Below are 26,797 nucleotides of genomic sequence, written 5' to 3'. Positions count from 1 at the left end.
CGCACGCGCGTTTGCCCGTCGCGCTGACGGCGCGGCGATGCTTGAAAACAAGAATTTCCGGTGCGGGTGACATGCGGCTGGCTCCGCTTTTGTTGCCGGCGTCGAGTGTAGCTCGGATCTCCTCACGCCACAATCTCCGCCGTTTCCAGCACCGCATGCAGCAGCACGTCGCAGCCGGCGGCGGCCCAGTCCTTGGAGATCTCCTCGGCCTCGTTGTGCGAGACGCCGTCGACGCAGGGGCAAAAGATCATCGTCGAGGGTGCCAGTCTGGATGCCCAGCAGGCATCGTGGCCGGCGCCGGAAATGATGTCCAGATGGCTGTAGCCGAGCTTGACCGCGGCATCGCGCACCCGGCCGACCAGAACCGGATCGAAGGTGACAGGATCGAAATGACCGACGGCTTCAACGGCGCAGCCGACACCGAGCGCTTCGCAGATCTCGATTGCGCCCGCCTCGATCTTCGCCCGCATGCGGTCGAGCTTTTCCTGCGTCGGCGTGCGCATGTCGACGGTGAAGGCCACCTTGCCGGGCAGCACGTTTCGGGAATTGGGCGAGAAGAATGCCTGGCCGACGCCAGCGACAGCGCCCGGCTGCTCCGCCATCGCCACGTCCTGCACCAGTTCCAGAATGCGGCCGAAAGCGAGCCCCGCATTGACGCGGCGGTCCATTGGGGTGGAGCCGGTATGGGCTTCCTTTCCCGTCAGCGTGAATTCCAGCCACCACAGGCCCTGGCAGTGAGTAACGACGCCGATCTGTTTTTGCTCGGCTTCGAGGATTGGGCCCTGCTCGATATGATATTCGAAATAGGCATGCATCTTGCGGGCGCCGACCTCTTCGTCGCCCAGCCAGCCGATCCGCTTCAGCTCCTCGCCATAGGTCTTGCCGTCCGGATCCTTGCGGCTATAGGCGTAGTCGAGCGAATGAACACCGGCAAACACACCGGAGGCGAGCATGGCCGGCGCAAACCGCGCACCTTCCTCGTTCGCCCAGTTGGTGACGACGACAGGATGCTTCGTCTTCACCCCGAGATCGTTCATCGAGCGCACGACTTCGAGCCCCGCCAGCACGCCGAGCACACCGTCATATTTGCCGCCGGTCGGCTGGGTATCGAGGTGGGAGCCGATATAGACCGGCAGCGCATCCGGATCGGTGCCGGCGCGGGTCGCAAACATCGTGCCCATCTTGTCGGTGCCGACGGTCATGCCGGCGTCTTCGCACCAGCGCTTGAACAGGTGGCGGCCTTCGCCGTCCTCGTCGGTCAGGGTCTGGCGGTTGTTGCCGCCGGCAATACCGGGGCCGATCTTCGCCATCTCCTCCAGCATGTCCCACAGCCGGTCGCCGTTCACACGCATGTTCTCGCCCGGTGCTGCCGCCATCATCTTGTCCTTACCCGTTATGCCTGCAAGAGCCGCGTTCCCGACCCACGTTTGGCCAGATCTGAAACATCGGCATTGCGTTTGTTTTGTCTGTGATCGATAATTTGACCGACTGGTAAAACATACAATTTCCCGACCGCCACTCAAGCCGTAAATCACGAAAAATACTCGCCTATTTTCGCGCCAGATGCCTTGAAAATGGGCCTTGTGACACGAGCCTGGATCAGCGTTTGGGAAGGCAAGGCAGGACACGGATGGCCATTCCACGAGCGGCGAAAACGCAGCGGCGCACCCGCATCCAGGAGGAGAAGGAAGAGGTCATTCTCGAGGCCGCACTTGAGGTGTTTTCGGTCAGCGGTTTCCGCGGCACGACGATCGACCAGATTGCCGAGGCGGCGGGGATGTCGAAGCCGAACCTGCTCTATTATTTCCGCACCAAGGAGGCGATCCACCGCCAGCTGATCGACCGGGTTCTCTCGACCTGGCTGGAGCCGCTGCGCGCTTTCGACGCTACAGGCAATCCGGCTTCGGAAATCCGCTCCTATATCCGTCGCAAGCTGGAAATGGCGCGGGATTTCCCCCGCGAAAGCCGGCTTTTCGCCAACGAAATCCTGCAGGGCGCGCCGCATATCGAGGACGAGCTGAAGGGGCCCCTCAAAGACCTGGTCGATGAAAAGGCCGACGTCATCCGCGCCTGGTCGAAAGCCGGCAAGATCCGCACCTGCGACCCTTATCACCTGATCTTCTCGATCTGGTCCACCACGCAACATTACGCCGATTTCGACGTCCAGGTCCGCGCCGTCCTCGGCCAGGACCGGGACGACGAGGACCGTTTCGAGGATGCGGCGCGGTTTCTGGAGGGGCTGTTTCTGGAGGGGCTGAAGCCCTAGGGCTTCCCGGAGGACTTTGCGTCTCAAGCGGCAGCCGATGTTGCATCTCCGGCGGCAGCCGTCTTGGCGAGGCGTCCCTCACACACTCCCTCATTCCTGTGCCTTTCACAGGGATCCAGGCTGCCCAAGTCCTTGGGCTAAGGAGAGCCTTCCCGCGCCGCAGACGCGACGCTGCTGGATCCCTGTGACGAGCACAGGGATGAGGGTGGAGAGAGCTTTTGCGCCTCAAGCGGCAATGGCTCCAGCGTCCTAAGCGACAGCCGACTTGGGATCACAAGCGGCAGCCGTCTTTGCGAGCGGCCCTCCCACACTCCCTCATTCCTGTGCTCGTCACAGGAATCCAGTCAGCCCAAGTCCTTGGGCTGAGAAGACCCTTCCGCGCCGCGGACGCGACGCTGCTGGATCCCTGTGACGAGCACAGGGATTAGGGTTTGGAGAGGGTTCAGGGTGCGGAGAGGGGGATGAGGGCGGATAGGGGTGAGCCCTGAGCCCTGAGGGCGGAGAGGTACCGATCCAGGGGAGCGTGCCGGGAAAGCCTCACGTGCAGAACCCCCGAAACAAAAAAACGCCGGCGCGAGGCCGGCGTCTTCGTTGTCCTGGGAGGACGTTGTGTCTTAAGCGGCAGCGGACTTCGCGAGCGGCACTTCCGAGATCGTCTTCAGAACCTGCGAGGCGATCGCGTAGGGGTCGCCCTGGCTGTTCGGACGGCGGTCTTCGAGGTAGCCCTTGTAGCCGTTGTTGACGAAGGAATGCGGCACGCGGATCGAGGCGCCACGGTCGGCAACGCCGTAGGAGAACTTGTTCCACGGCGCCGTTTCGTGCTTGCCGGTCAGACGCAGGTGGTTGTCCGGGCCGTAGACGTCGATATGGTCCTGCAGGTTCTTGTCGAACTGCGCCATCAGCGCCTCGAAATAGTCCTTGCCGCCCACTTCGCGCATGTACTTGGTCGAGAAGTTGCAGTGCATGCCGGAGCCGTTCCAGTCGGTGTCGCCGAGCGGCTTGCAATGGAACTCGATGTCGATGCCGTACTGTTCCGTCAGACGCAGAAGCAGGTAGCGGGCCATCCAGATCTGGTCGGCGGCGCGCTTGGAGCCCTTGCCGAAAATCTGGAATTCCCACTGGCCCTTGGCCACTTCGGCATTGATGCCTTCGTGGTTGATGCCGGCTGCGAGGCACTGGTCGAGATGCTCTTCAACGATTTCGCGGGCAACCGAACCGACGTTCTTGTAGCCGACGCCCGTGTAGTACGGACCCTGCGGAGCGGGGTAGCCGCTTTCCGGGAAGCCGAGCGGACGGCCGTCTTCGTAGAAGAAGTATTCCTGTTCGAAACCGAACCATGCATCTTCGTCATCGAGGATGGTCGCGCGGCTGTTGGACGCGTGCGGGGTAACGCCATCAGGCATCATCACTTCGCACATGACCAGCGCACCGTTGGTGCGGGCCGGATCCGGGTAGATGGCGACCGGCTTCAGCACGCAGTCGGACGAGCGGCCTTCGGCCTGATTGGTCGACGAACCGTCGAAGCCCCACAGCGGCAGCTGTTCCAGCGTCGGGAAGGTGTCGAATTCCTTGATCTGCGTCTTGCCACGCAGGTTCGGGACGGGGGTGTAACCGTCGAGCCAGATGTACTCGAGCTTAAACTTGGTCATATTTTATCTCTCAGGCCGTGGTGTTCATGGTTGAGCCATCCAGAGACTGCGACGCGAAAGCGCTGCATCCCGGGCATGAGACATAGAACGCACATACCGTGCCAGTTTTTGTCGTCGCCCAAAAATCCCGATAAAAAAGTCGTAGGATTGGCCGGGTTTACATGTCTGCGGGTGACGACTGTAACGCCATCATCCCAGCCCGTTTGAAAATCAATCGATTTTTCGCGTACCCACCGGGGGTCGTGAAACAAGGAATTATGCTTAGCGTCTGAGTTCCGCCGACGAAACTATATCGCCCTGAGCTCGTTTGCTTTCATTCGTGCCTAGCGCCGAACAGGCAAATGATGTAAAATAGTGCAGAAAGCACAAAAAATGTGCATATCTCTGGTTGGTATGCGTTTGAGTGCGCATTGAGGAGGAGGCGATAGGATGGTTATTGGCATCCATCGTGAGACAGCGCAGATCCTGCAATTTCCATTGACGCCACGGATCCGTCTTGAGAACGGCGCCACGGTGCCGGTCGGGACCTACCCGGTCGCGGTGCAGGACCACTGCTGGTATCATGAAGAAGCAGTGAGCAGTGCGTTGGTCGACACCAAGCCGGAACAGGGACCGAAACCCTGCTGAGCGTTGCGGGCCATCGCCGGATGGCCGATCCGAATTGAAAAATCCCGAGAGCATCGCTGCCCCCGGGATTTTACGGTCTGACTGTCCAGGCTTTTATCAGGCCGCGCGCATCCGGCGTGCCATGCCGCCGAGCTCGCTGCCACCTTCCAGCTTGAAGTTGGAAAGAAGCGCCTGAAGCTGGCGGCTTTCGGCTGCAAGCGTCTCGCTCGCCGCCGTCGTTTCTTCCACCATCGCGGCGTTTTTCTGGGTCATCTGGTCCATGTGGTTGACCGAGGAGTTGATCTCGGCCAGCGCCGTCGACTGCTCGCGGGCAGCCGTGGCGATGGATTCCACATGTTCGTTGACCTTGTTGACCAGGCTTTCGATCTCGACAAGTGCTGTACCGGTCGAGCGCACCAGCGAAACGCCGCCTGCGACTTCGGAAGCCGAGGCGCTGATCAGCGTCTTGATTTCCTTTGCCGCATTGGCGGAGCGCTGGGCGAGCTCACGCACTTCCTGAGCGACGACGGCAAAGCCGCGACCGGCTTCGCCAGCACGGGCGGCTTCGACGCCGGCGTTCAGCGCCAACAGGTTAGTCTGGAAGGCAATCTCGTCGATGACGCCGATGATCTGGCTGATCTTCGTCGAGCTGTCTTCAATGCGGCTCATGGCGGTGACGGCGCTGCGAACGATTTCGCCCGACTTTGCCGCACTCTGCTTGGTCTCATAGACCATGTCGCGGGCTTCGGTGGCGCGGGCAGAGGCGGCACGCACCGTCGTGGTGATCTCGTCGAGGGCGGCTGCCGTTTCTTCAAGCGCTGCAGCCTGCTGCTCGGTCCGCTTGGAGAGGTCGTTTGCCGCCGAAGACAGTTCGGCAGAGTTGTCATTGATCGTGCCGGCTGCGCCGCGCACGTTGCTCATCGTGGCGCTGAGACGGTCCATCGTCGAGTTGACGTTGGTCTGAAGCTCGGCAAATGCACCCTGGAACTGGCCGTTCATGCTCTGGGTCAGGTCGGCATCGGCAAGCGCTGCGATGACGCGGCGAACTTCCGTGACGGCATTGTCGACGCTTTCCACCAGCTGGTTGACGCCCGATGCAAAGCGGTTGAGGTCTTCGTTCTGGTAGTCCTTGCGGATGCGGCCGGAAAAATCGCCGGCGACAGCGGATGCGACAACTTTCGAAATCGACGTCTGCAGGTCGCTGGAACGCTCGTGAAGGGCTGCTTCCTGTGCCTTGAGGTCGGTCATGGCGACAGCGTTGGTATGGAATACCTCGACGGCACGGGCCATTGCGCCGATTTCGTCGCCGCGGCTTGCGTCGACGCCATCGATGTTCATATCGCCCTTGGCAAGGCGGGTCATGGCTTCGGTCAGCTCGCGGATGGGGCGAACGATGCCACGGCGTGCGACGATCGTGCTGATCGTGGCGCCGATGATGATGAAGGCGAGGGCCGACAGCGCCGAAACCAGCATGGCGGTGGTCGAGGACGCAACGGCTTCTTCGCGGGCCACAGCCAGTTCCTTGCCGGAATAGGTGCTGTAGACCTTGACGGAGTTGGTGACGACCTTCTGGCCATCCAGCGCCTTTTTCAGCGCAGCCGAGATGGCGGCGGTGTCGGCTGCATTCTTTTCGGCGGTGTCCACCATGCTGCGGATCGAGACGAAATAGCTGTCGAGGGCGGCTCTCACCGTCTTCAGCTGATCCTGTTCGGCAGCGTCTGCGGTTGCCTCGATCTTCGGCAGGCGGGCCAGCATTTCGCCGGCGCGCTTTTCGGCGTCGATGCGGAAATCCTTGGCTTTGTCCGGCGCCGCGGCCAGCTGATAGGTCATGCGGCTAATTGCGATAATGTCGACCCGCAGATCCATCGCTTCACGAGCGACTTCTTCACGCGCGCCGACTGAAATGATTGCCTTTTGCAGGCCATAGAGCCCGCTTCCCGCAACGCCTGCAATAATAAGAGAAGAAAGGCCCATTACGACGGTAACGAGGCCGAGTTTCTTCGAAATAGCCATATCCCGAATTGCCATAGTGCACACCACTTCAACTTGCCCAACAATACATCCCAACCCGCCAATTCTCGGCATGCGCGAGGACGCCCACCTAACCTATTGCCGTAATTGCGCTAATCGCTGGTTAAAATAGCGGGCGAATATTTGTCCGGACTTGGGCGAAAACTGACAGTACACGCTAGGGTTTGAATTTATTCTCGGTTTTGAGCAAATGCTCAGTATAGGGTACGCTAAAACTGCTGTGAATCCCGAGGCTTCGTTGATCGAGCTGTAAGCCGACGCCGGCCTGCCCTATCAATGCCCCTAAAAACCACGGTCCGCTACCATACGCTACGTGAGCAGAAAAACTGCCATTCGGCGCGCGTGTCGGTCGAAAACGACGCGGGCTGCGTCCCTGAATTAATATGAGTGAAAGAGTCGACGTTAATCTTTACTCTCAAATTCAAGTTTCATATGGTGCGCCAACGACGGGGTTTGCCCCGAATTATTCCGGCCCAATACGGAGAGCATCATGGCGAAGAAACAGAAGCGGAAAAACACGAGTGGCGGCAATGCCGCATCCGATGCTGCGGCATCCTCGAACCGCAGCGCTGCCAATGGCGCCTCCGGGATCGGCGGGGAAGTGGTCGACATCCGCAGCTTTCTCTATGTCGGCGGCCGGGACTGCCAGGTGGCCCATCTGCGCGCCATCGCCACCCGCCACGGCGCGGAACTGATCCATCACGACGGTGGGTTGCGCGAGGCGGTTTCCCGCATCGATACGGTGCTTCCCTCGGTTGACTGCGTGTTCTGCCCGATCGACTGTATCAGCCACGATGCGTGTCTGCGGGTAAAGACCGGATGCAAGAAGTTCGGCGTCACCTTCATCCCCTTGCGCAACGGGTCGAAGTCAAGCCTTGAGCGGGCGCTGCAGACCATCAAGGATCGCAATGATGAAAACAGGTTATCCTGATCAGCCTATTCTCGATCGCGAGGGGCGCGATCTCGACGCGATGGCGGTCCTGCACAAGCTCGCCGAACAGAGCGGCGACGGCATGGTGACCGAGCTTTACCGGCTCGCGATGGACCGCTCGCAGGATACGGCTTTGCCGAGATCGATACCTTCGAGCCAAACCGGACGTTCTAGCGCCGGGCCTCGGCGCGCAAAAACGCTCCGATCGCGATTGCGAGCCAGCCGAGAATCATAAGATTGCCGCCGAGTGGCGCGGCAAACGGAAACAGTCGGCTTCCGAGATAATGACGCGCCACCAGATCACCCGCAAACACGATCGTCCCAAGGCCCAGAATGAGACCGGCCAGCGTCGCTGTGCGGATCTGCTGATGTCCAAGATAAAGAGCGAGCAGCACCGGCGCGTGCGCCAGGCACATCATCGAGGCAGAGCCGAGCAGAAGCGTATCGCCGCCATGACTTGCGGCAGCCGCAAGGCCTACGCCGCAGGCGCCCATCAGACCGCTCGTAAAGAGAATGAACGGCCGCAGTTTATCGAGTCTCGCCAAGGCTCTATTCCCTGTTTTGCATGTGATGAGCCAGCCGCTCGATCGGCGGCCAGATGATGTCGCGCAGGGCCGGGCTTGCGATCGTCTCGTCCATGGCGCGGCGGAAGCACAGCAACCATTCGTCGCGCTCCACCGGTCCGATCTCAGCCCCGAAATGGCGCGAGCGAAGGCGAGGGTGCCCGTGTTTTTCCACATAGACGGGCGGGCCGCCGAGATAGCCGGTCAGATAGTCATAGAACTTCGCTTCACTTCCCGTCAGACTTTGCGGATGAACGGCCCGGCAGCGGGCAGCTTCCGGCAGCGTATCCATCAGGGTGTAGAAGCGCGCCGCGAGGGCCCGAACCGTCGCATCACCCCCGATCGCCTCGTAAAGAGTAATCGTTTCGCCGGATGTGGTCTGCCTGTCCTCGTCTGCCATCACGGTTTCCATGGCTCACCCATCCGGCGTCTTAGACGGATCAAGGGTGGTTGATCGTTCAAGGCTTGGTAGGCCGGAGCAACCGTCAGGGCAAGACCCGGACTAGGGCCTGAGGGGCAAAGCGATGCCGGGCGACGGTCAGGGAGTATCTTTGCATCGATGGTGCCGCCGACGCGGGGTCGGCGGGCACGATGGAGTGCAGCGGCCTTTTTCAGGCGAGCATTCTGACCTTTTCGGTCACGCCTGCATCCGCATTCGACTCATGGGTCGAATTGAGCTTGCGGGCGACGATGTCGTGGTTGAGCCACACGACAGGACCGGTCGGGTTCGAGGTTTCCGCAAAGATCAGCTGTCCGGTTGCCTCAACGACCAGCGTGCTCAGCAGATCGCTGATCAGAACCTTGCTGTCCTTGTGCATCTGCGTGATCTCGGCCGAGGTGCCGATGGTGAGATCGGACTGGCCCTGGCTGTTTGGCATCGGCCAACGCTTGAAATCGTAGAAGGGCTGCATGACTTCGTCTGCCTGAAGATCGATGATCTTCTGCAGCGTGTCTTCAACCGTGTAGCCGTCTGCCAGGCGCTCCTGGCAGGCCTGCCACAGTTCTTCAGCCCAGGCGCCGCCGCCTTCCTTCTTCAATGCGAGAAGGAGAGGGATGAGCGGCAGTTCGATACCGGCAAACACGTCGGAAGAGTTGGTCCGGATTTCCGGGCAGTTGTAGACGGTCGCCTTGATGCCATCGGCCCAAGCCTTGCGCGCTACATCCTCAAGGCGCATCTTGGCATAGCCCTGCGTGTAGTTGGTGTAGGTCTGCCAGCGATATTCGTCGCCGATCAGGATGCCGGTGCCGTGATATCCATAGGCCGTGTAGCGCACCTGGTTGCCCGCTGCTTCGATCCGCGTGCGGATGGCGGTGCTGAGATCGATCAGGTGGTGATAGGTGTTGGCGGAAACCTCGTCGAAGTTTGCAAGGATCAGCTTGCCCATGTCGCTGTCGAGCAGTGTCTGCGAGGACATGTGGCGGGCGCCGCGGCCCTTGTAGATGCGGTTGGCAATGACGAGGAAAGCCTTCGCCTTGGGGATGCCACCCGCCATCGTATGAGCAAAGAAGACATTCTTGCCGGCCGGGATCATGTCTTCGAGGATCGCCATGACTTTCGTCAGCGAATCCCGGAAGCGCTCCACGCCGACTGTGCGGCATGCCTCGATGTGATCCCAGTCCAGTTTGTCGGTCTGCCAGCTTTCGAGCGTCATATCGGCCAGAAGATCGGTCGGGGTCGGCGTGCCGGCCGGTGAGTCGAGATCAAAGCCCGCCATCAGCGGAACGTTGATGATCTTGCCGCCGAGCTGCGTTTCCGCAGCCTGCAGTTCGTCATCGGTCAGCGGACGCAGCGCGTTGTTCTCGTCGCGGCGCCCGACGGTGATGCCGACGATCTTCATGCCCGCACGCTTGGCCTCTTCGATCAGCCCGGTCGCGTAACCGCGCCCGAACAGCTCGCCGAACAGAACAAACACGTCACCTTTGCGAAAGACGACATTTTGGGAAATGCGTTTCAGGGGGATCGGATTTTCCATGGCGCAAACTCTCTCAAAAAGGACCGGAATCGATCCCTCGAATATCTTTGAGACCTAGTGCACCATAAAAACGCGAAATGGGAACTCATTTTGCGTGTCCAAGTATGTCGATTCGTGAACTGACGCGGTGATCAGGGCGGTTGTTAAGGTCGATCGTCCGCCTAACAGCTGTGCCGAGACCGTATTCTGATGGCAACCCCTCCGTCTTCCACGACCATCCGCGCCGTGCACAGCGCAACGCCGGCACGTGCGCGAAAAGGCGCGTTGCATCAGATCTTATGAGTTCAGTCTTGGAAGAATCCTGCTGCGGCAGGGCCTATACACGCTGCATGCGCTCCTGAAGCGCATCAACGACGGCCTGCAGGAACGCCTTGCGCCGCTCGTCCGTCGTTGCGTCAGCCGTGACCTTGAGCGGCCCGCGGATATTGTTCATGAAACCGGAGTGGTTGAAACTGTCGGCGGCCACGTTGACCTCGACCTCGTCCATGTAATGCGACAGCAGGGGCGCCAAAGCGAGGTTGGTGTCCTTCTGGTACTGGTGGGCCATCACCTGAGCAAGCTTACCCATCTGCACGTACGGACCGAATTCGGCGCTCATCTGTCATCGTCTCCTTCAATTCATGGCCTAGGCGCCTAAGGTAGGGTGAACGCGTCGCAACGCAAATGTCGATCGGGGATATGCCCGCGTTTTCCGAAATGGTCGCGAAAAGTTGAACGAATTGGCGCCGTTGCGTGCCACGGATACCCCAACGTTGTCCGAGGTCATTCAGCCTTTTCCGCCGCGGCGCATCGGCATGCGATCGATCAGGTCGAACATCTCGACGTCGCTGACGACCGTATCGCTTTTCAGCTTCACGCCGCCATCCTTGCCGACAAGGACGACATGAAACGCACCGTCCGCAATATTTGCCTCCGCGCGCAGCCTGCGCGCGTCGATCCGGTCGGCGTCACCATAGATCGTTTCCACGACATCTCCGGAAACCTGCAGCACAACCATGTCGCGCTCCGCCAATTCCGCCTTTTGCGATGTCAGGATGCCGACCTGTCGGGCAATCGATGCATCGCCCTTGTCACCGAAAAGGATGAGGACACGCTTTTTCCATTCGAGGTGTGAAAGGCTGTCCATGGCAAACACCTGCGAGGTTGCGAGCGAGAGGGCGAAGGCGATGAGTGTTCGTTTCATGCGGTCATCTCCAGATCTACCGAAGGAACGCAACAAACGCGTGATGGTTCAGGTGCTTCCTGTCTGTACGCCCTCTCTGGATTCTTGAGCTAGTCGCTCCCATCTTATGATCATCAACTGAAATAGGGAGGTTGCGATGGCAGATACCTCTGCGCACGCACGCGATGGCAACGTCATGGAAATTCTGTCTCCCACCCGGGTCGCCGGCCCGGGCTCGCCCATTTGCGACTGCTGTCGACAACCAAGATCCGCTGAGGAGTTTGATCAGGATTGCTGCGGGATCTGCATAACCTGTCTCGAGTGTGACGACATGCTGGTGGATGTGGAGCCTGAGGCATCGCCTCGTACGGCGAGAGAGCGTCCGGTGCCGTGAGCGGCCAGATGGTGGCAATGGTGTAGGGCAGGGTGGTCTCGATACGCGCCACAGCGGAACCGCGGTGAACCGGCGAACGCCTGGTCATGACGATGTCGACCAGAGAATGAAAGGAGGGCTGGATCCGTGAAAGAACTTCGGCCAGCGCTCCAGGTGCGTTCAGGAGTTGAAGAGCTGCATAATCGTCTCGCTGCTGCTATTGGCGATCTGCAACGTCTGAACGGCAAGTTGCTGCTGCGTCTGGATTGCGGACAGCCTAGCAGAGGCTTCCTCCATGTCCGTGTCGACAAGGCGGCTTACACTTCAGGAGCCGTTGATCGTACTTCCGAGATACAGCCGTCTGAAAGAAGAGCGACCGAAGATTTGGATGCGTAGTTCGCCTTCAGTAATCGGTTTGCAGTTTCCGAAACTCGTGAAACCGTGATGCACGTCGGACTCGAACTTGCGATGCCGCAATAAATTCAACGAATTTTAGCGTTCTTTCGTTAATCCGGGCTCATGGACGCGAACGAAACGCCCGCGACAATTCTACAGAGGGTCAGCCTGCCAACAGGCTTCCTTTCGCTGCTTGCAATCTGGTGGTTGATCACTGCGTCCTTCGATATCCCACTGAGTGTACTGCCATCCCCGGCCGATGCGGTGATCGCGCTACTGGAGAGCAAGGGCGTCTTTCGATCGCTAGGAGTAACTATCCAGACGACGCTGATCGCATTACTGGTTTCCGTCGTCGCGGGCGTCGCTATCGCACTTCTTCTGCATCGCTGGCTTTTGCTAGAGCCGCTCGTTCTGCCACTCTTGGTGACGCTCCAGGTCACTCCCGTTATCGTGCTTGCGCCGGTCGTGGTCGTGGTCGCCCCACCCGGGCTGACGCAGGTCATCGTCGCCTTCCTCGTGGCGTTCTTCCCGATCACCGTCAGCACTTTGCAAGGGCTAAAGAGTACGCCGTCGGTTCTGCTCGATGCGATGCGGATCTATCCCGTGTCGCGATGGCAGACATTCTGTTATCTGAGATGGCCGTTCGCCTTGCCGTTCTTCTTCAGCGGGTTGCGCACCGCAGTCGGGCTGGCGCTTGTCGGCGCCGTCATTGCTGACATGATGACCGGTCGCGGCGGACAGTATTCCGGTATTGGCATGCGTATCCAGAGCGCACTGCAGGGCAATATCCGGCTTGTGTTCGGCGAAGCCCTGCTCGTCACCGCAGTTGGGATCCTGCTCATCGAAGCCGTTGGAATGATGTCCAAATTGTCGCTTGGCCAATGGCGCGGCAATGACGGTTGACTTTGCATGATGATGGTTGCAATTCCTGAAGTTGAACTTCTTGTAGGTCATCTGTGAAACAGCAGTCTGGGTCGACATGCTGGCGAAAGTGTAGATGTCCCGAGCTGGGTTGGGAAACCGTCATGCACATTCGATTGAAAACTGCATCCATCATCGCAATTCTTGCAGGTTGCAGCGAGGAGGCTCTCGCAGCCGACAAGGTTCGTTTCGGCACCGACTGGCTGGCGCAGGCCGACCATGGCGGCTTTTATCAGGCGCTAGCGGACGGCACCTATGCAAAGCATGGGCTCGATGTGGAGATCATACCCGGCGGCCCGAATGCGGCAAACCAGGCGTTGCTGACGTCCGGCAAGATTGATTTCTATCTTGGTACGCCCCAGAACGTGATCAACGCGACGGTCGACGGCAGCCCCCTCGTTGATATCGCGGCAATCTATCAGAAAGCACCACAGATCCTGATGGCCCATCCCGGTGTCGAGACGTTCCAGGACCTGACCCGGCTTGCCGACATATTCATGAGTGCAGGCGGCTACGAAAGCTATTTCGCGTGGATGCTCGCGTCATTCCAGGGTTTTTCCGAGGAGCAGTATCGGCCATACAATGGCAGTCTCACGCCCTTCGTTACCAATACGCATTCCGCGCAACAGGGCCTTCTCACGTCCGAGCCGTACTCGGTGCAGCTGCAGGCGGGATGGTCACCGAAAGTGTTTCTGCTCGCCGACCAGGGCTACAAGCCTTATGCCCAGACGATCACCGTGCGACCATCGTTCATTGCTGACAGGCCCGATGTCATCCAGCGTTTCATCGACGCGACGATCGAAGGCTGGAATACCTACCTTTACGGCGACAACCATTCGGCAAACGAGCTTATCAAGCTCGAGAACCCGGACATGACGGACGAGCTTCTTGCCTATGCGCTCGACGTCATGAGACAATATGGCCTCGTGGATAACGACGAGACGGTGAAGACTGGCATCGGCTGCATCACCGAAGAACGCTACAGGTCATTCTTCGACACTCTGGTGGCGGCCGAGACGATCAGCGCAAACTTCAACTACCGTCGGGTTTTCGATGCGCAATTCGTCTGCAAGGGCGTCGGCGTCGCCTTCCGGAAATAACTCAGCGAGTTTGTGAGGAATGATGAGGCCGCTTTATGTCGGCCCCACCTCACGCGACCGGTATCGATCAGTTGAACAACTGCATGATGGTCTCCGGCGCGCTGTTGGCAATCTGGAGCGACTGCACGGCGAGCTGTTGCTGCGTTTGCTTCGCCGAAAGGATCGCCGATGCCTCTTCAATGTCGGCGTCAACGAGGCGACCGACGCCTTGTTCGATATTGTCCATGAGCGTGGCATTGAATTGTGCCTGTATGTCGATCCGGTTTTCCGCCGCACCCAGCGTCGCACCACTCTTGATGACGCGCTCCAGCATCATGTCGAGACCGTTGATGTAGTTGTCGAGATCATTGGCCGGATCGGTGATATCGACATCGAGGATATCGAAATTAGGGCCCCGAACGTTGTCTTCGACGTTGTCGATCGAAAACCAGGAGCGATTGCCCTTGTCGGGATATAGGGAGCTGTCGATAGTGAAGACGACACTTCCTCCACTAGAAGACACGATAACGCCGGATGTCGAGAGCGTTCCACCGTCGATGTTTTTCGCCAGATTGAGAATGGAGGCGAGATCGGCTGCGGAATTAACCATGCCGTCAGCCGTTCCGAGCGCGGCATCAACGATATCGCGGGTGACGACGAACTCCTGCTCCTCGGTGTTTGGTAAATTCAAGTCGAAGGTGAAATCAACATCACGATAGATCTGGAAGGGCCCGGTGAACGCAAAGGAGGTCTGCGCGTAGCTGCCCGGGGCATCCTGATACGGCGTATCCTCGAACCCGCCGGCAGTAGCCGCTGGGCTTCTGATTACGTTCGTCACCTGAATGCTCGACCCGCTGTTTCCGCTCTGCTCTGTGCTTACGATGGAGAGGAGGGAGCTACTATAGGAGCTTCCATAGGTCGAGACGCGGCTTGAGAGGCCTGCATCTGCGAGGGCTTTGCGGATCACGGTGGCATAGTCGTCATCGTCCGAAATGATGCCATCCGTGGTGCCAAGCGCCGCATCGACAGTCGCCTTGTCGATGGAGACGTTCGTTGCCGGCGTTCCATCAATTGAGATATCAAATGAGATGCTCTCTCCGGCAGCCAACGTCACCGGTCCGGTCATCTCCCATTGCTGATAGCCGTTGCGGTTCTGGCCAGCCGGATCGGCATTGCGGAAGCCTCCGATACCACCGAGCGAGCGAATGTCCTTCTGCAGTGAGCCGCCGCCGCCAACATTGAACACGCTGACATCAGCGGTATCAATCTCCGTCTTGTCGACCTGAACGGTCCCATCCGGTGAACGGATGAAACCGGAGACCACGTAGTCCGGCAGGGAAGAAAGGACCGCAAGATTGTCGTCGGACTTGGTGTTTAACCAGTTCACGCCGCTAAAGCTCGCAGATGTCGCTGTGGCCACCAGCTGCTCTTTCAGTGCATCTAGTTCGCTTTGAACCTTCGACCTGTCGATGCTCGTTTCTGTCGCCGTCACCAACTTCGCACGGAAGTCGCTCACGATATCGATCGTCGTGTCGATCGCCGCCACCGCGACGTCGATTTTTGCAGATCCAATGCCTATGGCATCATTGACTGCCGAGTTGGCCTTGTTGTCAGAGCGCATCGTGGTCGAGATCGACCAGTACGCCACGTTATCGGACGCGGTCTGGATGCGAAGGCCGGAGCTGACTTGCTGCTGTGCGGTATCGAGCTGGTTGTTGACCGTGCGAAGGGTCTGAAGTGCTGATGTTGCGGAGGTATTGGTTAGTATGCTGGTCACGTTAGAAAGCCCCAAAAGCAAGGGCTAGCCCCCGGACGCGAAAACGGGTCCGGCGAAATAAGCTAGCAATGATCGGAACATCGTTAACGGTTAACCCAAAGGGTGCCCGTCGTAATGGCGGGACCGTAACCTTGGAAACCCAGGTCTGGGTTCCAAGGCTGCGCAGCAATCTTGTGGTGCAAATGATCGCCGTGCACTTGTATTGTAGTTTTCGACCGGAAATGGTTAACGGACGGTTAAAAGCTGCAAGCAGAACTTGATATCCCGCAAATTTCTGCGGCGGCAGTAAGGGCCAGGTACCTGTGGGAAAGCGTTCCGACCGGCAGCCCGATCGCCCGGTCTACCGTTTGCCAAGGACAGTCGCGACCAGTTCCAACTCCGGCTCGAAGTCGCTGACGAGCATCTTCAACTGCGCTTGGATTTCCCCAGCATTGGTGATGTCGGTTAGCGGGATCACGTTCCTGCGTAGAAAACGTGAGTAGAGCCTACCCGTTTCGGCTGCGTCCGGCTGGAACTGAATGCGGTCAAGATTGCTGACGACGGCCGCGGTCTTGATCGCCTCGATCATGCCTTTCCGAAACTCGCGTGCAGAAGCCGGGCCGACCTCGGCATTCAATCGCAGATATCCTGATATGCCGTCCTCGCTCACCCGCATCTCGGCCAGAACGATCAATGGATAACCCGCCCACCATCTTTCGCAACCCTTCCAGACGATACCCACCTTGTCGAGCTCATCCCGCCATTGGACAGGAAGGAACGCCACAAGGTTCTTAGCCGATCCGGCATAGAAGAAATGGCGATCACCGATCCCGATCTGTTGGTTGGGCATCAGTTCGCTACCGAACACACTTCGAATTGCACCATCGAAACCGGCATTCGCATTGGCCTTTGCAAGCAGGCCAAGCAGTTTTTTGCTGTCGAGATAAAGCTGGCGCGTATGTTTCATTTCGGAGCGTTCACGTTAATTCAGTCAGTTATTATTTTGGCGCAGGTAGAAATAAGCATCTAGGGGGCTGAATGCGTTGAGGAAAGAACCTTGGGGTGGAGAGGGTAATCATTGTGCTAACGCTGCGCTAGCGTATTTCCGATCCATTAGAAATCAAGAATAAAAATAAAAATCAATGATTTCTTAGGTTTAGTGGCGCACCCGACAGGATTCGAACCTGTGACCTTTGGAATCGGAATCCAACACTCTATCCAGCTGAGCTACGGGTGCATGCCGAAAAGCGATGACTCGCTTCGTCCGATGAGACGGTTCTTAACCCAGGATGCTTGCGGCATCAATTGGCAAAATCGGGAAATCGCAGCCTGTGGGCAAGATAGCGGCCGTGGGCGTCCCGCGGGGCTGCGTCGGGGAGAGGGAAAGTGGGAGTGATCCCTTGCAATTTTCGCTGGGGACAGGGATATCGTCGGGGCAGGGCCGTATCTGGCCGCGAGGGGAGCAGGCACGCATGATCGATCCGAACCACCCGTTTTATGGGCCGCTCTGGCGGCGGATCCTCATTCCGGCGATCTGCTTCGGCTGGGCTGTGTTCGAGCTTTATGCCGGTTCGGTCACCTGGGCGGTCATTTCCGGGGGTCTCGGCCTTTATGCGGCCTACAAGCTGTTCCTCGAAAAGCGGCCGGCTGCACCGGTTACGATGGCCGACCCTGTACAGGACCAGGATGCGCCGGCCGACGATGCGCAGGTGCGCAATGCGTCTGAACTGCCTGCCGACAGGACGTTCGACAAGACCTGAACCTTAAAATCAGCCGAACATCCGCGCGTGGATTTCCCGCGCCCTGATCGCCTGGTCGATCAGCAGGTTGGCGATCTGCATCCGCGTGGTCGCCGCCGGACGGAACCGCTCGGCCACGCCGTCCGGATGGTTGGTCTTGGCAAACCGTCTTCGCTTGTCGTTGAGCGTGGCTTCCGTGTCGACGTCGACAATAGCAAGTTCGCCGGCAATCTCGTCCGTCGTCAACCGGGTCAGGTGTACAGGTATGGACGGTTCTACCGGATCGATCGGCTGCGGCTGCGGGGTTTCGGATGTCAGATCACCTGGCAAAGGCGGAGCTTGCGCCCCCATCTCTTGCTGCGTGCCGGCTCCCGGTTCGAGTTCCGAGATGTCGGCGAGGTCTGCGAAATAGGCGTTGGTGTCGCCAGTCGCACCTGTCTCTGGTTCCTCGTCGGTCGTCGAGATGACGAAACCCGTTCCAAGGCCGCGGACGCGGAAATCCGCTGCCGCCTCGACAGGTTGTTCGTCGTCGCGCTCGCGCTTCAGCCGTGTCAGCACCGACTGGAAGATCGATTGTCCCAGCAGCATTTCCGCTCCCTTGCTATCGGCGCAGACAATCATGCCTGGATGGTGCCGGGCTTGCGGGAGAGTCGGTTAAATTTACGTAAACAACGACGGCTGTCTTAGGCAGCCGATCCTGATGTCACGACTGGCTTTGTCCTTGCGTGGTCTGGCTCTGCCCGCCCTGGACCTGGCTCTGTCCACCTTGGCTTTGGCTCTGTCCACCGCTCTGGCTTTGCGAACCCTGGGTCTGTGAGCCTTGAGCTTGAGTCTGGCCCTCATCCTCCACCGTCAGCGACACCTTGAGGTTTTCGCCGAACGTCTCGGAGACCCGGCCGATGCGCATGCCTGAGATCGGGGCTGCGTCGCGGTAGTCGAGGCCGGTGGCGAGCCGCACATAGCGCTCGTCCGGGCAGACGTCGTTGGCCGCATCGAAGCCCACCCAGCCGAGGCCCGGAATATGCGCCTCCGCCCAAGCATGCGTCGCCACCTGTTCGGTCGTGCCCTCCATAAGCAGATAGCCGGAAACGTAGCGGGCGGGGATATCGCGCAACCGCGCGGCGGCCAGGAAGATATGGGTGTGGTCCTGGCAGACGCCGGTCTTTGCGGCAAGCGCCTCTTCGGCGGTGGTTTCTGTCGTCGTGGTGCCCGGCGTATAGGCCACGGTCTCGTGGATCGTTTCCATCAGCGCATGCATGCGGGCAAGTTCGCTGTCGCCGGTCAGGCCTTCTGCCAGCGCCTTTACCAGCGGGCCGGCTGACGTGCGCGGGGTTTCGCGGAGAAACAGCCAGAGCGGGCAGAAGCCCTGATGGGTGCCGAAAACGCCGGCCTTGTCCACGGTTTCCACTTCGCCCGAGGCGACGATGCGGATCGTGTTCTCGCCGCCTTCCGACGACACCAGTTCGACGCGGTTGCCGTATTGGTCGGCATAGCCCGCCTCGACCGTGGCGCCATCCACGCTCACCGTCCAGTTGATGATCTTCTGGGTGGATCCTGCGGTCGGCGTCAGGCGAAGCCGCTGCAGCGAGTAGGGCAGCGGTTCGTCATAGGTATATTCCGTCGTATGGGAAATCTTCAGGCGCATTGTTTCAAATCCTCAAGGGACGCCACTCGGCCCGTCCTACTGGTAAAAGCGATAGCCTTGCGAAATCTCGGCGCTCAACTGGTTGTTGCGCGATACGAATTCCTCGAGAAACTCGTGCAGGCCGTGATCCATGATCTCGGTGATCGAGCCCCGCGTCAGCGTCGCGCGGATCGCGTCGGCCGTGTCGTGCGCCGTGTGCCGCTCTGCGTATTCCCGCTGCAGGTAGCCGAGATTGCTGACGATCTTTTCGTAGCAATAGGCAAGCGAGCGCGGCATCTGAACTTTCAGGATCAGGAAGTCGGCGATATTGCCGGCCTGATAGTCGCCGTCATAGACCCAGCCATAGGAGCGGTGTGCGGAAACCGAGCGAAGGATCGATTCCCACTGGAAATTATCAAGCGCGCCGCCGACCTGGCTGACGGAGGGCAGAAGCACGTAATATTTCACGTCGAGAATGCGGCTCGTGTTGTCGGCCCGTTCGATGAAGGTGCCGATGCGCGAAAAATTGTAGAGATCGTTGCGCAGCATCGAGCCGTGGAATGCACCGCGGATGAGGGCGCAGCGGTGCTTGATGACGTCGATCAGTTCCGGCAGTTCGGTGGCCTTGAGGTTGCGCGCAAGCCGTGCCTTGAGATCGAGCCAGGCCTCGTTGGTGGCCTCCCAGGTCTCGCGCGTCAGGGCGGTTCTGACCATACGGGCATTGTTGCGGCCCGATTCGATGCAGGACAGGACGCTCGACGAATTGGCCGTGTCGCGCAGGAGATAATCCACCGCGTCGGCTGCCGTCAGCTTGGCATGCACCTGCTTATAGGCATCGCGCACGCCCGCACTTTCCAGAACGCCGTGCCAGTCCTCGTCGGAGGATCCGGCCCGCGTCAGCGAGACGCGCAGACCGGCATCGACGAGGCGGGCGATGTTTTCGGCACGCTCGATGTAGCGGAACATCCAGTAGAGGCCGTTTGCAGTTCTTCCCAGCATGTTTTACGCCCTCAATCTTCCAATACCCATGTGTCCTTGGTGCCGCCGCCCTGGCTGGAATTGACCACCAGTGAACCCTGTTTCAGGGCTACGCGTGTCAATCCGCCGGGAATGATCTTCACCTTGTCGGACACGAGGACATAAGGGCGCAGATCGACGTGGCGGGGGGCAACGCCCTTGTTGACGAAGATCGGCACGGTGGACAGAGCCAGCGTCGGCTGGGCGATGTAGTTGGTCGGTCGCGCCTTGAGCTTTGCGGCAAATTCGGCGCGCTCGGCTTTCGTCGCGGTCGGGCCGACCAGCATGCCGTAGCCGCCCGATCCATGCACTTCCTTGACCACGAGTTCTTCGAGATGCTCGAGCACGTATTTGAGGCTGTCGGCTTCCGAGCAGCGCCAGGTCGGCACGTTTTCCAGAAGCGCCTTGCGGCCGGTATAGAACTCGACGATCTCAGGCATGTAGGAATAGATCGCCTTGTCGTCGCAGATGCCGGTGCCCGGCGCATTGGCGATGGTGATGTTGCCGGAGCGGTAGACATCCATGATGCCGGGAACGCCAAGCGCCGAATCCGGCCGGAATGTCAGCGGATCGAGGTAGTCGTCATCGACGCGGCGGTAGAGGACGTCGATCGCCTCATAGCCGCGCGTCGTGCGCATCTTCACCTTGCCATCGATGACACGAAGGTCCGATCCCTCGACCAGTTCGACGCCCATCTGGTCGGCCAGGAACGAGTGCTCGTAATAGGCAGAATTGTAGATGCCGGGTGTCAGCACCGCGACACGCGGCCGTCCCTTGCAGCCGGGGGGTGCGAGCGAGGCCAGCGACTGGCGCAGCTGGCGCGGATAATCCTCGACACGCTGCACCTTGTTCAGGGTAAACAGCTCGGGGAACATCTGCATCATCGTTTCGCGGTTCTCCAGCATGTAGGAGACGCCGGACGGGGTTCGGGCATTATCCTCCAGCACGTAGAACTGGTCCTCGCCGGTGCGCACGATATCGGTGCCGACAATGTGCGTATAGACGCCGCCCGGCGGCTTGAAGCCGATCATTTCGGGCAGGAAGGCCACGTTCTTCTCGATCAACTCGCGCGGAATGCGGCCGGCCTTGATGATTTCCTGCTTGTGGTAGATGTCGTCGAGAAAGGCATTGAGCGCCACGACGCGCTGCTCGATGCCTTGCGCGAGCTTGCGCCATTCGCGGGCGGCAATGATGCGGGGAATGATGTCGAAGGGGATGAGTTTTTCGGAACTGTCGGCATGACCATAGACCGCGAAGGTGATGCCGGTCTTGCGGAAAATGTTTTCGGCATCCTGCGTCTTGCGGATCAGATGCGCCGTATCCTGGCTGGCATACCAATCGTGGTAGGTCTTATAGGGCAGACGCGGCTGGTCGTCCGCGGTTAACATTTCATCAAATGCCAAAGGTATGTTCCCCATTTTTGGTCATAAGAATACAACGGCATTGGCAATGCAAGAACCATGCTCAGTTGCGTATGACAAATATACGACCCGTCCTGATGCGGTGAGATAGGGCCTGAACGACGATCAAAAAGGGCAACTGCCGATGGAATTAGCGACGGCTCATCTTCGGTCGTAGAAAGACCGCTCGTCAAAGCAGCAACTGCCTCATCGCTGATCACACCGGAGACCGGATCTTAGTCGCACACCGTCAGATGCGCTGATGGGAACGGTGAGTATTTCTACTTTGACCGCGTCGCCGCCACAGCCTAATCAGACGCCGGATCATTTCCCGCCCACCGGCCTTGTCAAAGCCACTCTCCGGAACATTCCGATGCTCGACCGCCTGGCTCCGGCCGTTTTTGTTTTCCTGTGGTCGACCGGGTGGATCGTCGCCAAATATGCGTCCGCCCATGCGGACCCCGTCACCTTTCTGGCCGCCCGGCATGCACTGGCGGCCGTCGTCTTCCTTTGTCTCGGGCTTGCCCTGCGGGTCACGTGGCCAAAGACCGGACGCGAGATCGGCCATGCGGTGCTTTCAGGCATTTTTCTGCACGGGCTTTATCTCGCCGGCGTCTGGTATGCGATCGGGCAGGGCGTGCCCTCGGGGCTGTCGGGCATCATTGCCGGGCTGCAGCCGCTGATGACGGCGGCGGTCGCGCCGTTCCTGCTTAGCGAAACGCTTTCCCGCCGGCAGAAGCTCGGCCTCGCGCTCGGCTTTGCCGGTATCTTCATCGCCATCTCGCCGCAGCTTTTTAGAAGCCTGTCGGCCGGCATGACCGGGCTCGGCCTGCCGCTTCTCCTCAATCTCATGGCGATGGGGTCGGTCACCTACGGCACGATCCACCAGAAGCGCTACCTGCAGCAGGGCAACCTCGTTGCCATCGGCACGCTGCAATATGTCGGAGCGTTCATCGTGACGCTGCCGGTCGCCTATCTGATCGAGCCCATGCGCTTCGACTGGACCACCCAGGCACTCGCCGCCATGGCCTGGTCGGTCATCGGCATCTCGCTCGGTGCCGTCGCACTGCTCCTCTACCTCATCCGCCGCGGGCAGGTTTCACGCGCAGCCTCGCTGATCTATCTCGTGCCCCCCGTTGTTGCCATCGAAGCGGCAATCCTGTTTGGCGAACCCCTGACCCTTCCCATGGTCACCGGCACCGCGATCGTGGTTCTCGGCGTGTATCTGGTGAACCGCAAGGCGAAGGCGGGGTGAGGGCCATTTGGGGCTGAACCTCTCTCGCTCCGACCTCCTCTGCGTCAACATGGCGGATGTTGTACGCAGCCGTTCTCATGTACTGCTCCGCCACGCCCGTTAATGCACTCAAAAGCCTGGATATCACCGACATGTGGGATTGGTTCCCGATCGTCTTCTTCCCGCTCAAGATCATCGTCCTCGGCACAGGCATGTTCTTCGCCATCAAGTGGCATAGGGATCAGGAGAAGAAGAAGTAGTGGGATGTGCGGGGGCAAGCGGCGTGATCGCTGGCACGTGGGCAATGAGCCGACTTGGCTTTAAGCCGCTATCGGACGAATGCGCTTTGGCAGTTTTGCGGCGGGATCCGGTCATTGACCAGCGTTTGGTGACGACCGATCCTTCAGTTTTTCAGCCCATTTAGAGGCTAGATAGAAAATTACCGCACCTACTCCAAAACCTAGCCACTGGTTGATCAGGTATGCAACGATAGGCAGACAGATCGCGCTGGAAATAGTGATGCTTGAAATAAACGCTGAGACCGAAAGCGGACGCCAGATCACCATGAAGATCGCAATGGTTGCCCACATCACACCGACAAGCCCATAGGGTCCTAACGCTTGAACATAATGTCTTGCGCCAAATCCAATTGCGGCGACCGCCAGAGCAACTAGCAGAGTAAAAGCAAATCGACTCATTACACTCTCCGCGGAATTCGTTCGCGAAGGATAGCGGAGTCTGTTCTGGAAACTTCTTAACTTCGCAATGGAAATGCAATGTTATCTCGCATGTCTGAAGTCCGCTCGCGGTAGAAGCGGACGTAGTCAGCGGGAGGTCCATTGCGTATGCTCGGTTCGTTGTCGAAGAATGTCGAGCATGGAGCAATCATTCTGCTCGTCGAAGAGGTGAACAGTGGATTGGAAACATTACCTAATTCTCTGGTTGATTGCAGGCGTTTCCGCATCTCTCGCTGCGTTATTGATGCACAGGCGTCTCGCGCGGGGCAATTTGGGTAAATTTGCAGTTTTCGAGCAAATTGTGTTGCCCGCACTGATACTTATAATGGCAGCGCTTACTCTCAGCATTGGTCCATTTGTTGATGTAAGTGGGATGCAGACAAATGAGTCGATGGCGAATATGATTTCCGCCATCCTATTCGGCGCTTCGCTGCTAATAGCAGTAATATTAGTTCCGCTGTTCTTTCCGCTTATTCTCACATTTTACCTGATGGGTGGTTTTTCGCTTCCGTGGACGTTTCTTTCGATGGTCCCAGTTATCGCCGTGCTTTCGGCTATGCTTGGTAACTTAATAGGCTTCACCACATCAAAATTGAGCAAAGGGAGGTGAGATCGTCGCCACAGCCATGACCGCGTCGGGCCATAAGGCGACGTTGGCCAGGGCTCAACTTTCGGACATTGTTTGCCCTGCTGCCCAAAGCCACTCGCCATTTGCCTGAGTGAACACGCACAGCGATCGTACACGCCCGGATTGCTCGATCCCATCGATTGCCAGCCTATCCGACAGCACCAGTGTCGCCACCGCGAAATCATCGATTGGCCTCACCGCAACCTCAACCACGCTTTGGTCAAGAAACACCAATGATGTGGATGTGCAGAACGTGTCGATGTATCCGGCTTTATGGAACGACTTGCCCCTGGCATTTAGATAGACGAAGTTTGGATGAAGCAATTCACCGAGCTTCAAAGCGTTGCGCTCAACCAAAGCTCGTCCTTTTCTCACGAGCACTTCGCGAATGCGTTCTTCAATATCGATCATTCTGGAACGATCCTTCGGATTGACGCAGGCGCTGCTCATAAATGATGAGCGCATGTCTTTGAACTGATAGCACGCCGCCTAAGGTGCGCTCCGGGCAACTGTCCCAGTCTCCCCACCATCAAATGCGGGGCAACCGAAAACGCTAACCCGGAGGATGCGCTGCAATCATGACATTTCATAGCAACGGCTATCCCTCATCTTATTCAAGATGAGGAACAGCAATGCGCGCAGACTATCGATCGCGCTCCCCGCACCCGCTGCCATCACGTCGTAACAGCGTCAATCCGCATCAGAGTAGAAAGTCGTCCGCATACATTTTGTGGGAGCCATGCAGGTCGATCATGAAATCGGCCTTTTTGTCACCGTTGACGTCGGCATAGACGTAAGTATGCGACTTTTCTTTCTCGTAGCGAAGCTCGCCGGCGTTGCCGGTAAATTTCTTGGCTCCGATCCAGTCAAAATCCTGGTTTCCGCTGATCTTGGTATCGGCATCGATGGCAGTGAGGTTGATCAGGTCGCGCGTAGCGGAATTATGCTCCCAGTCGGTAATAACATCCGCCGCCTTGACGGTGCTTTCCTTAACCGACTTGAAGAGGAACGTGTCCTCTCCCCAGCCACCCGACAAAACGTCCTTGCCGGCGCCACCGTAAAGCACGTCGTCTCCGCGACCAGCGTAGAGCTTGTCATCACCGGCGCCACTGATGAGCTTGTTCATGCCTGTGTCGCCCTTCAGCGTGTCGGCACGTGCGGTTCCCCTGATATCATCCAGATAATCCACAACGTTCAGAGCAGAACCCGTGAGAGCGCCTACAGGATTGCCCGCCTTGTCGTGTGCGGAGACTTCCAGCTCATAGTGGAAAGAGTTGAGGTCGTAAGCCTGGTAGCGCACGTCCCTCACGGCAACGATCTGATTGCCTTCCAGAGCAAAGAGGTCACTGAATGTATCTACGTTGCCGACCGAGCCGTACCAGACCATGGCATACATGCTGAAATCGAACTGCAGGTCCGCCGTATCGTAGCCCTCGACCCCCAGGGTCGCCACGACCGTTCCCGCTTTCGTATTTTCTCTGATCTCAGTCGGAAGACCCGTAATATCACCGATAGCCATGCTTTATGTCTCTCCGCCGGAGGTCGCCAACATCATCGACGGCCATCATAAAAGGTCTCAAATAACCCATTGCGAAATAGCGGCATCCGGCATTGAACGCAACAATAAGGTTAGCCCCAGACTGCCCCACCACTCGTTATGATTGATGACTAAATGGACGTGTTCGCTTCGGCCCAACTGCGGTCGTTCACTGCCAATGTTACGACAACGCTGCCAGGGTGTTGAGGAAGGCGCGGACGGCGGGGTTCGACCGTCGGCTCTCGGGCCACAGCGCCGTGATATTGTGCCGGTCTACCGCATAATCGGCCAGAACCGGCACAAGGGCTCCACGCCTCACCCAAGCGCTTGCCATGAAACTGGTTGCCATTCCGATGCCGCTACCCGCTGCGATCGTCGCAAGCACGGCTTCGCTCGCGTCCACAATAATACCCGAGGACGGTACGATCTCGACCTCCCTGTCCCCAACGCGGAAAGGCCAGCGGAATAGCTGGCCGCTACTCTGGTAGCGCAGGCTGACAGTTTCATGCTCTGCCAATTGGTCCGGGTGGGTCGGCGGACCGCGCCCGGCCAGATATTCGGGCGAGGCATAGCAGCATAGCCGATGCGGCAGGAGGCGGCGGGAAAGCAGGCGCGAGTCTGCCAGATCGCCAATGCGGACCGCGACATCGAAGCCGCCTTCGATAAGATCAACCATGTGATCGCTCAAACGCAGGTCTATGTTAACCTTCGGATGGAGCCTGCGAAACTGAGGAAGCACCGGCGCTATGACGTGCAGGCCGATCGGCAGAGAGGCCGCGATCCGCAATGTGCCGGCGGGCTCAGTGCGCGCTGCTTTCGCCGCCTGCTCGATCTCTTCTGCGTCGTGCAGCAGCCTGAGCGCACGCTCATGCAGATCGCGGCCTTCGGGCGTCAGCGTCAGAGAACGTGTCGTGCGCGCAAAAAGCGAAACGCCGAGCTGTTTTTCCAGCCGCTGAATGCTTTTGCTGACCGCCGAGGGTGAGATGGACAAGGAGCGGGCGGCGGCAGTGTAGCTTCCGAGCGAGCCGGCGCGAGCGAATGCAATCAGCCCCGTCAGCCTATCAATTCCCATTTGTTCCTTCATGGCACTACTAAAGCGAATTATCTGATGATTATCAATCGAAGATGTCGATCGTATCTTCAGTCATCGAAATGACTATCCAAGCGAGGCCATG

At 58.8% G+C, this 26,797-nt stretch carries 24 protein-coding genes, 1 tRNA gene and 3 pseudogenes; 8 read left to right on the top strand and 20 right to left on the bottom strand.

Annotation, left to right across the window (positions count from 1 at the left end; genetic code table 11):
- Window positions 1-122: 122 nt before the first annotated feature.
- Window positions 123-1,376, bottom strand: coding sequence for a Zn-dependent hydrolase (locus ACQY1K_RS12030; RefSeq protein ID WP_430258998.1), 1,254 nt, complete (start codon window positions 1,374-1,376; stop codon window positions 123-125).
- A gap of 254 nt (window positions 1,377-1,630) precedes the next feature.
- On the opposite strand from ACQY1K_RS12030, the gene ACQY1K_RS12025 reads away from it, so the two are divergent.
- Window positions 1,631-2,266, top strand: a complete 636-nt coding sequence (locus ACQY1K_RS12025; protein ID WP_430257462.1) for a TetR family transcriptional regulator C-terminal domain-containing protein — start codon at window positions 1,631-1,633, stop codon at window positions 2,264-2,266.
- Window positions 2,267-2,880: 614 nt separating this feature from the next.
- On the opposite strand, the gene ACQY1K_RS12020 is transcribed toward ACQY1K_RS12025, so the two are convergent.
- Window positions 2,881-3,915 (bottom strand): glutamine synthetase beta-grasp domain-containing protein, encoded by a 1,035-nt coding sequence (locus ACQY1K_RS12020; RefSeq protein WP_062582719.1) that lies wholly within the window; start codon window positions 3,913-3,915, stop codon window positions 2,881-2,883.
- Between the two features lie 429 nt (window positions 3,916-4,344).
- Between ACQY1K_RS12020 and ACQY1K_RS12015 the strand changes: the two genes are divergently transcribed.
- Window positions 4,345-4,542, top strand: a complete 198-nt coding sequence (locus ACQY1K_RS12015) for a DUF2735 domain-containing protein (protein ID WP_062455286.1) — start codon at window positions 4,345-4,347, stop codon at window positions 4,540-4,542.
- Window positions 4,543-4,638: 96 nt separating this feature from the next.
- Here the strand turns inward: ACQY1K_RS12015 and ACQY1K_RS12010 are convergent, their stop codons facing one another.
- A complete protein-coding gene (locus tag ACQY1K_RS12010) occupies window positions 4,639-6,534 on the bottom strand; it encodes a methyl-accepting chemotaxis protein (protein WP_430257461.1) in 1,896 nt (631 codons plus the stop codon).
- A gap of 625 nt (window positions 6,535-7,159) precedes the next feature.
- Here ACQY1K_RS12010 and ACQY1K_RS12005 point away from each other — a divergent pair.
- Window positions 7,160-7,483: pseudogene (locus ACQY1K_RS12005) on the top strand (DUF2325 domain-containing protein); the annotation flags it as partial.
- Window positions 7,484-7,653: 170 nt separating this feature from the next.
- Here ACQY1K_RS12005 and ACQY1K_RS12000 read toward each other — a convergent pair.
- The 6 genes and pseudogenes from ACQY1K_RS12000 to ACQY1K_RS11975 form a co-directional block, all read right to left on the bottom strand.
- Window positions 7,654-7,977, bottom strand: coding sequence for a DUF423 domain-containing protein (locus ACQY1K_RS12000; RefSeq protein ID WP_430258996.1), 324 nt, complete (start codon window positions 7,975-7,977; stop codon window positions 7,654-7,656).
- Between the two features lie 55 nt (window positions 7,978-8,032).
- Entirely contained in the window at window positions 8,033-8,458 is a 426-nt protein-coding gene (locus tag ACQY1K_RS11995) for a group II truncated hemoglobin (RefSeq protein ID WP_244476126.1), read from the bottom strand.
- A 199-nt stretch (window positions 8,459-8,657) separates the two neighbouring features.
- Window positions 8,658-10,019 (bottom strand): enoyl ACP reductase FabMG family protein, encoded by a 1,362-nt coding sequence (locus tag ACQY1K_RS11990; RefSeq protein ID WP_209901534.1) that lies wholly within the window; start codon window positions 10,017-10,019, stop codon window positions 8,658-8,660.
- Window positions 10,020-10,335: 316 nt separating this feature from the next.
- Window positions 10,336-10,617, bottom strand: a complete 282-nt coding sequence (locus ACQY1K_RS11985; protein ID WP_062455296.1) for a hypothetical protein — start codon at window positions 10,615-10,617, stop codon at window positions 10,336-10,338.
- Window positions 10,618-10,785: 168 nt separating this feature from the next.
- Window positions 10,786-11,202, bottom strand: coding sequence for a DUF4174 domain-containing protein (locus ACQY1K_RS11980; protein ID WP_062455298.1), 417 nt, complete (start codon window positions 11,200-11,202; stop codon window positions 10,786-10,788).
- A gap of 532 nt (window positions 11,203-11,734) precedes the next feature.
- Window positions 11,735-11,875, bottom strand: a pseudogene (locus tag ACQY1K_RS11975) (flagellin); the annotation flags it as partial.
- 198 nt (window positions 11,876-12,073) lie between these two features.
- Between ACQY1K_RS11975 and ACQY1K_RS11970 the strand changes: the two are divergent.
- Both ACQY1K_RS11970 and ACQY1K_RS11965 read left to right on the top strand, forming a co-directional pair.
- Window positions 12,074-12,853 carry an ABC transporter permease gene (locus tag ACQY1K_RS11970; protein WP_184653743.1) on the top strand — a complete coding sequence of 260 codons (780 nt, stop codon included), beginning with the start codon at window positions 12,074-12,076 and terminating at the stop codon, window positions 12,851-12,853.
- A gap of 122 nt (window positions 12,854-12,975) precedes the next feature.
- Window positions 12,976-13,971 carry an ABC transporter substrate-binding protein gene (locus ACQY1K_RS11965; RefSeq protein ID WP_430257460.1) on the top strand — a complete coding sequence of 332 codons (996 nt, stop codon included), beginning with the start codon at window positions 12,976-12,978 and terminating at the stop codon, window positions 13,969-13,971.
- Window positions 13,972-14,038: 67 nt separating this feature from the next.
- On the opposite strand, the gene ACQY1K_RS11960 is transcribed toward ACQY1K_RS11965, so the two are convergent.
- The 3 genes from ACQY1K_RS11960 to ACQY1K_RS11950 all read right to left on the bottom strand — a co-directional run bounded on the left by ACQY1K_RS11960 (window position 14,039) and on the right by ACQY1K_RS11950 (window position 16,943).
- Window positions 14,039-15,748 carry a flagellin gene (locus tag ACQY1K_RS11960; RefSeq protein ID WP_430257459.1) on the bottom strand — a complete coding sequence of 570 codons (1,710 nt, stop codon included), beginning with the start codon at window positions 15,746-15,748 and terminating at the stop codon, window positions 14,039-14,041.
- Window positions 15,749-16,067: 319 nt separating this feature from the next.
- Window positions 16,068-16,673 carry a hypothetical protein gene (locus tag ACQY1K_RS11955; RefSeq protein WP_430257458.1) on the bottom strand — a complete coding sequence of 202 codons (606 nt, stop codon included), beginning with the start codon at window positions 16,671-16,673 and terminating at the stop codon, window positions 16,068-16,070.
- A 193-nt stretch (window positions 16,674-16,866) separates the two neighbouring features.
- Window positions 16,867-16,943, bottom strand: a tRNA-Arg gene (locus tag ACQY1K_RS11950).
- Window positions 16,944-17,178: 235 nt separating this feature from the next.
- Between ACQY1K_RS11950 and ACQY1K_RS11945 the strand changes: the two genes are divergently transcribed.
- The gene (locus ACQY1K_RS11945) at window positions 17,179-17,466 is read left to right on the top strand and encodes a DUF3329 domain-containing protein (protein ID WP_430257457.1); all 288 of its coding nucleotides are present in this window, start codon (window positions 17,179-17,181) and stop codon (window positions 17,464-17,466) included.
- A gap of 9 nt (window positions 17,467-17,475) precedes the next feature.
- Here the strand turns inward: ACQY1K_RS11945 and ACQY1K_RS11940 are convergent, their stop codons facing one another.
- The 4 genes and pseudogenes from ACQY1K_RS11940 to ACQY1K_RS11925 form a co-directional block, all read right to left on the bottom strand.
- Window positions 17,476-18,033 carry a hypothetical protein gene (locus tag ACQY1K_RS11940; protein WP_430257456.1) on the bottom strand — a complete coding sequence of 186 codons (558 nt, stop codon included), beginning with the start codon at window positions 18,031-18,033 and terminating at the stop codon, window positions 17,476-17,478.
- Window positions 18,034-18,265: 232 nt separating this feature from the next.
- A pseudogene (locus tag ACQY1K_RS11935) lies at window positions 18,266-19,090 on the bottom strand (transglutaminase family protein); the annotation flags it as partial.
- Between the two features lie 36 nt (window positions 19,091-19,126).
- Window positions 19,127-20,068 carry an alpha-E domain-containing protein gene (locus ACQY1K_RS11930; protein WP_062455418.1) on the bottom strand — a complete coding sequence of 314 codons (942 nt, stop codon included), beginning with the start codon at window positions 20,066-20,068 and terminating at the stop codon, window positions 19,127-19,129.
- A gap of 11 nt (window positions 20,069-20,079) precedes the next feature.
- The gene (locus ACQY1K_RS11925) at window positions 20,080-21,489 is read right to left on the bottom strand and encodes a circularly permuted type 2 ATP-grasp protein (protein ID WP_062582734.1); all 1,410 of its coding nucleotides are present in this window, start codon (window positions 21,487-21,489) and stop codon (window positions 20,080-20,082) included.
- A 370-nt stretch (window positions 21,490-21,859) separates the two neighbouring features.
- On the opposite strand from ACQY1K_RS11925, the gene ACQY1K_RS11920 reads away from it, so the two are divergent.
- Window positions 21,860-22,741 (top strand): DMT family transporter, encoded by an 882-nt coding sequence (locus tag ACQY1K_RS11920; protein WP_430257455.1) that lies wholly within the window; start codon window positions 21,860-21,862, stop codon window positions 22,739-22,741.
- Between the two features lie 350 nt (window positions 22,742-23,091).
- On the opposite strand, the gene ACQY1K_RS11915 is transcribed toward ACQY1K_RS11920, so the two are convergent.
- A complete protein-coding gene (locus tag ACQY1K_RS11915; RefSeq protein WP_430257454.1) occupies window positions 23,092-23,418 on the bottom strand; it encodes a hypothetical protein in 327 nt (108 codons plus the stop codon).
- Between the two features lie 214 nt (window positions 23,419-23,632).
- Between ACQY1K_RS11915 and ACQY1K_RS11910 the strand changes: the two genes are divergently transcribed.
- Window positions 23,633-24,067: a hypothetical protein gene (locus ACQY1K_RS11910; RefSeq protein ID WP_430257453.1), complete on the top strand. Its 435-nt coding sequence runs from the start codon at window positions 23,633-23,635 to the stop codon at window positions 24,065-24,067.
- 54 nt (window positions 24,068-24,121) lie between these two features.
- On the opposite strand, the gene ACQY1K_RS11905 is transcribed toward ACQY1K_RS11910, so the two are convergent.
- The 3 genes from ACQY1K_RS11905 to ACQY1K_RS11895 form a co-directional block, all read right to left on the bottom strand.
- Window positions 24,122-24,496, bottom strand: a complete 375-nt coding sequence (locus ACQY1K_RS11905) for a nuclear transport factor 2 family protein (protein WP_430257452.1) — start codon at window positions 24,494-24,496, stop codon at window positions 24,122-24,124.
- A gap of 289 nt (window positions 24,497-24,785) precedes the next feature.
- Entirely contained in the window at window positions 24,786-25,604 is an 819-nt protein-coding gene (locus ACQY1K_RS11900; protein ID WP_430257451.1) for a calcium-binding protein, read from the bottom strand.
- Between the two features lie 199 nt (window positions 25,605-25,803).
- Entirely contained in the window at window positions 25,804-26,706 is a 903-nt protein-coding gene (locus tag ACQY1K_RS11895) for a LysR family transcriptional regulator (RefSeq protein WP_430257450.1), read from the bottom strand.
- Window positions 26,707-26,797: the final 91 nt, after the last annotated feature.

It is taken from the genome of Neorhizobium sp. IRS_2294 (assembly GCF_050500145.1).
GTDB classification, from domain to species: domain Bacteria; phylum Pseudomonadota; class Alphaproteobacteria; order Rhizobiales; family Rhizobiaceae; genus Neorhizobium; species Neorhizobium soli.
This window is presented reverse-complemented; position numbering and strand designations above follow the sequence as displayed.

Bases quoted from the DNA above. Each gene is read 5' to 3' on its own strand.
- ACQY1K_RS11920 (WP_430257455.1), top strand. From the start codon at position 21,860: ATGCTCGACCGCCTGGCTCCGGCCGTTTTTGTTTTCCTGTGGTCGACC.
- ACQY1K_RS11980 (WP_062455298.1), bottom strand. From the start codon at position 11,202: ATGAAACGAACACTCATCGCCTTCGCCCTCTCGCTCGCAACCTCGCAG.
- ACQY1K_RS11995 (WP_244476126.1), bottom strand. From the start codon at position 8,458: ATGGAAACCGTGATGGCAGACGAGGACAGGCAGACCACATCCGGCGAA.
- ACQY1K_RS12010 (WP_430257461.1), bottom strand. From the start codon at position 6,534: ATGGCTATTTCGAAGAAACTCGGCCTCGTTACCGTCGTAATGGGCCTT.
- ACQY1K_RS11955 (WP_430257458.1), bottom strand. From the start codon at position 16,673: ATGAAACATACGCGCCAGCTTTATCTCGACAGCAAAAAACTGCTTGGC.
- ACQY1K_RS11940 (WP_430257456.1), bottom strand. From the start codon at position 18,033: ATGCTGCTGGGACAATCGATCTTCCAGTCGGTGCTGACACGGCTGAAG.
- ACQY1K_RS11945 (WP_430257457.1), top strand. From the start codon at position 17,179: ATGATCGATCCGAACCACCCGTTTTATGGGCCGCTCTGGCGGCGGATC.
- ACQY1K_RS11895 (WP_430257450.1), bottom strand. From the start codon at position 26,706: ATGAAGGAACAAATGGGAATTGATAGGCTGACGGGGCTGATTGCATTC.
- ACQY1K_RS12030 (WP_430258998.1), bottom strand. From the start codon at position 1,376: ATGGCGGCAGCACCGGGCGAGAACATGCGTGTGAACGGCGACCGGCTG.
- ACQY1K_RS12000 (WP_430258996.1), bottom strand. From the start codon at position 7,977: ATGGGCGCCTGCGGCGTAGGCCTTGCGGCTGCCGCAAGTCATGGCGGC.
- ACQY1K_RS11965 (WP_430257460.1), top strand. From the start codon at position 12,976: ATGCACATTCGATTGAAAACTGCATCCATCATCGCAATTCTTGCAGGT.
- ACQY1K_RS11915 (WP_430257454.1), bottom strand. From the start codon at position 23,418: ATGAGTCGATTTGCTTTTACTCTGCTAGTTGCTCTGGCGGTCGCCGCA.
- ACQY1K_RS11970 (WP_184653743.1), top strand. From the start codon at position 12,074: ATGGACGCGAACGAAACGCCCGCGACAATTCTACAGAGGGTCAGCCTG.
- ACQY1K_RS11930 (WP_062455418.1), bottom strand. From the start codon at position 20,068: ATGCTGGGAAGAACTGCAAACGGCCTCTACTGGATGTTCCGCTACATC.
- ACQY1K_RS11985 (WP_062455296.1), bottom strand. From the start codon at position 10,617: ATGAGCGCCGAATTCGGTCCGTACGTGCAGATGGGTAAGCTTGCTCAG.
- ACQY1K_RS11990 (WP_209901534.1), bottom strand. From the start codon at position 10,019: ATGGAAAATCCGATCCCCCTGAAACGCATTTCCCAAAATGTCGTCTTT.
- ACQY1K_RS12020 (WP_062582719.1), bottom strand. From the start codon at position 3,915: ATGACCAAGTTTAAGCTCGAGTACATCTGGCTCGACGGTTACACCCCC.
- ACQY1K_RS12015 (WP_062455286.1), top strand. From the start codon at position 4,345: ATGGTTATTGGCATCCATCGTGAGACAGCGCAGATCCTGCAATTTCCA.
- ACQY1K_RS12025 (WP_430257462.1), top strand. From the start codon at position 1,631: ATGGCCATTCCACGAGCGGCGAAAACGCAGCGGCGCACCCGCATCCAG.
- ACQY1K_RS11905 (WP_430257452.1), bottom strand. From the start codon at position 24,496: ATGATCGATATTGAAGAACGCATTCGCGAAGTGCTCGTGAGAAAAGGA.
- ACQY1K_RS11900 (WP_430257451.1), bottom strand. From the start codon at position 25,604: ATGGCTATCGGTGATATTACGGGTCTTCCGACTGAGATCAGAGAAAAT.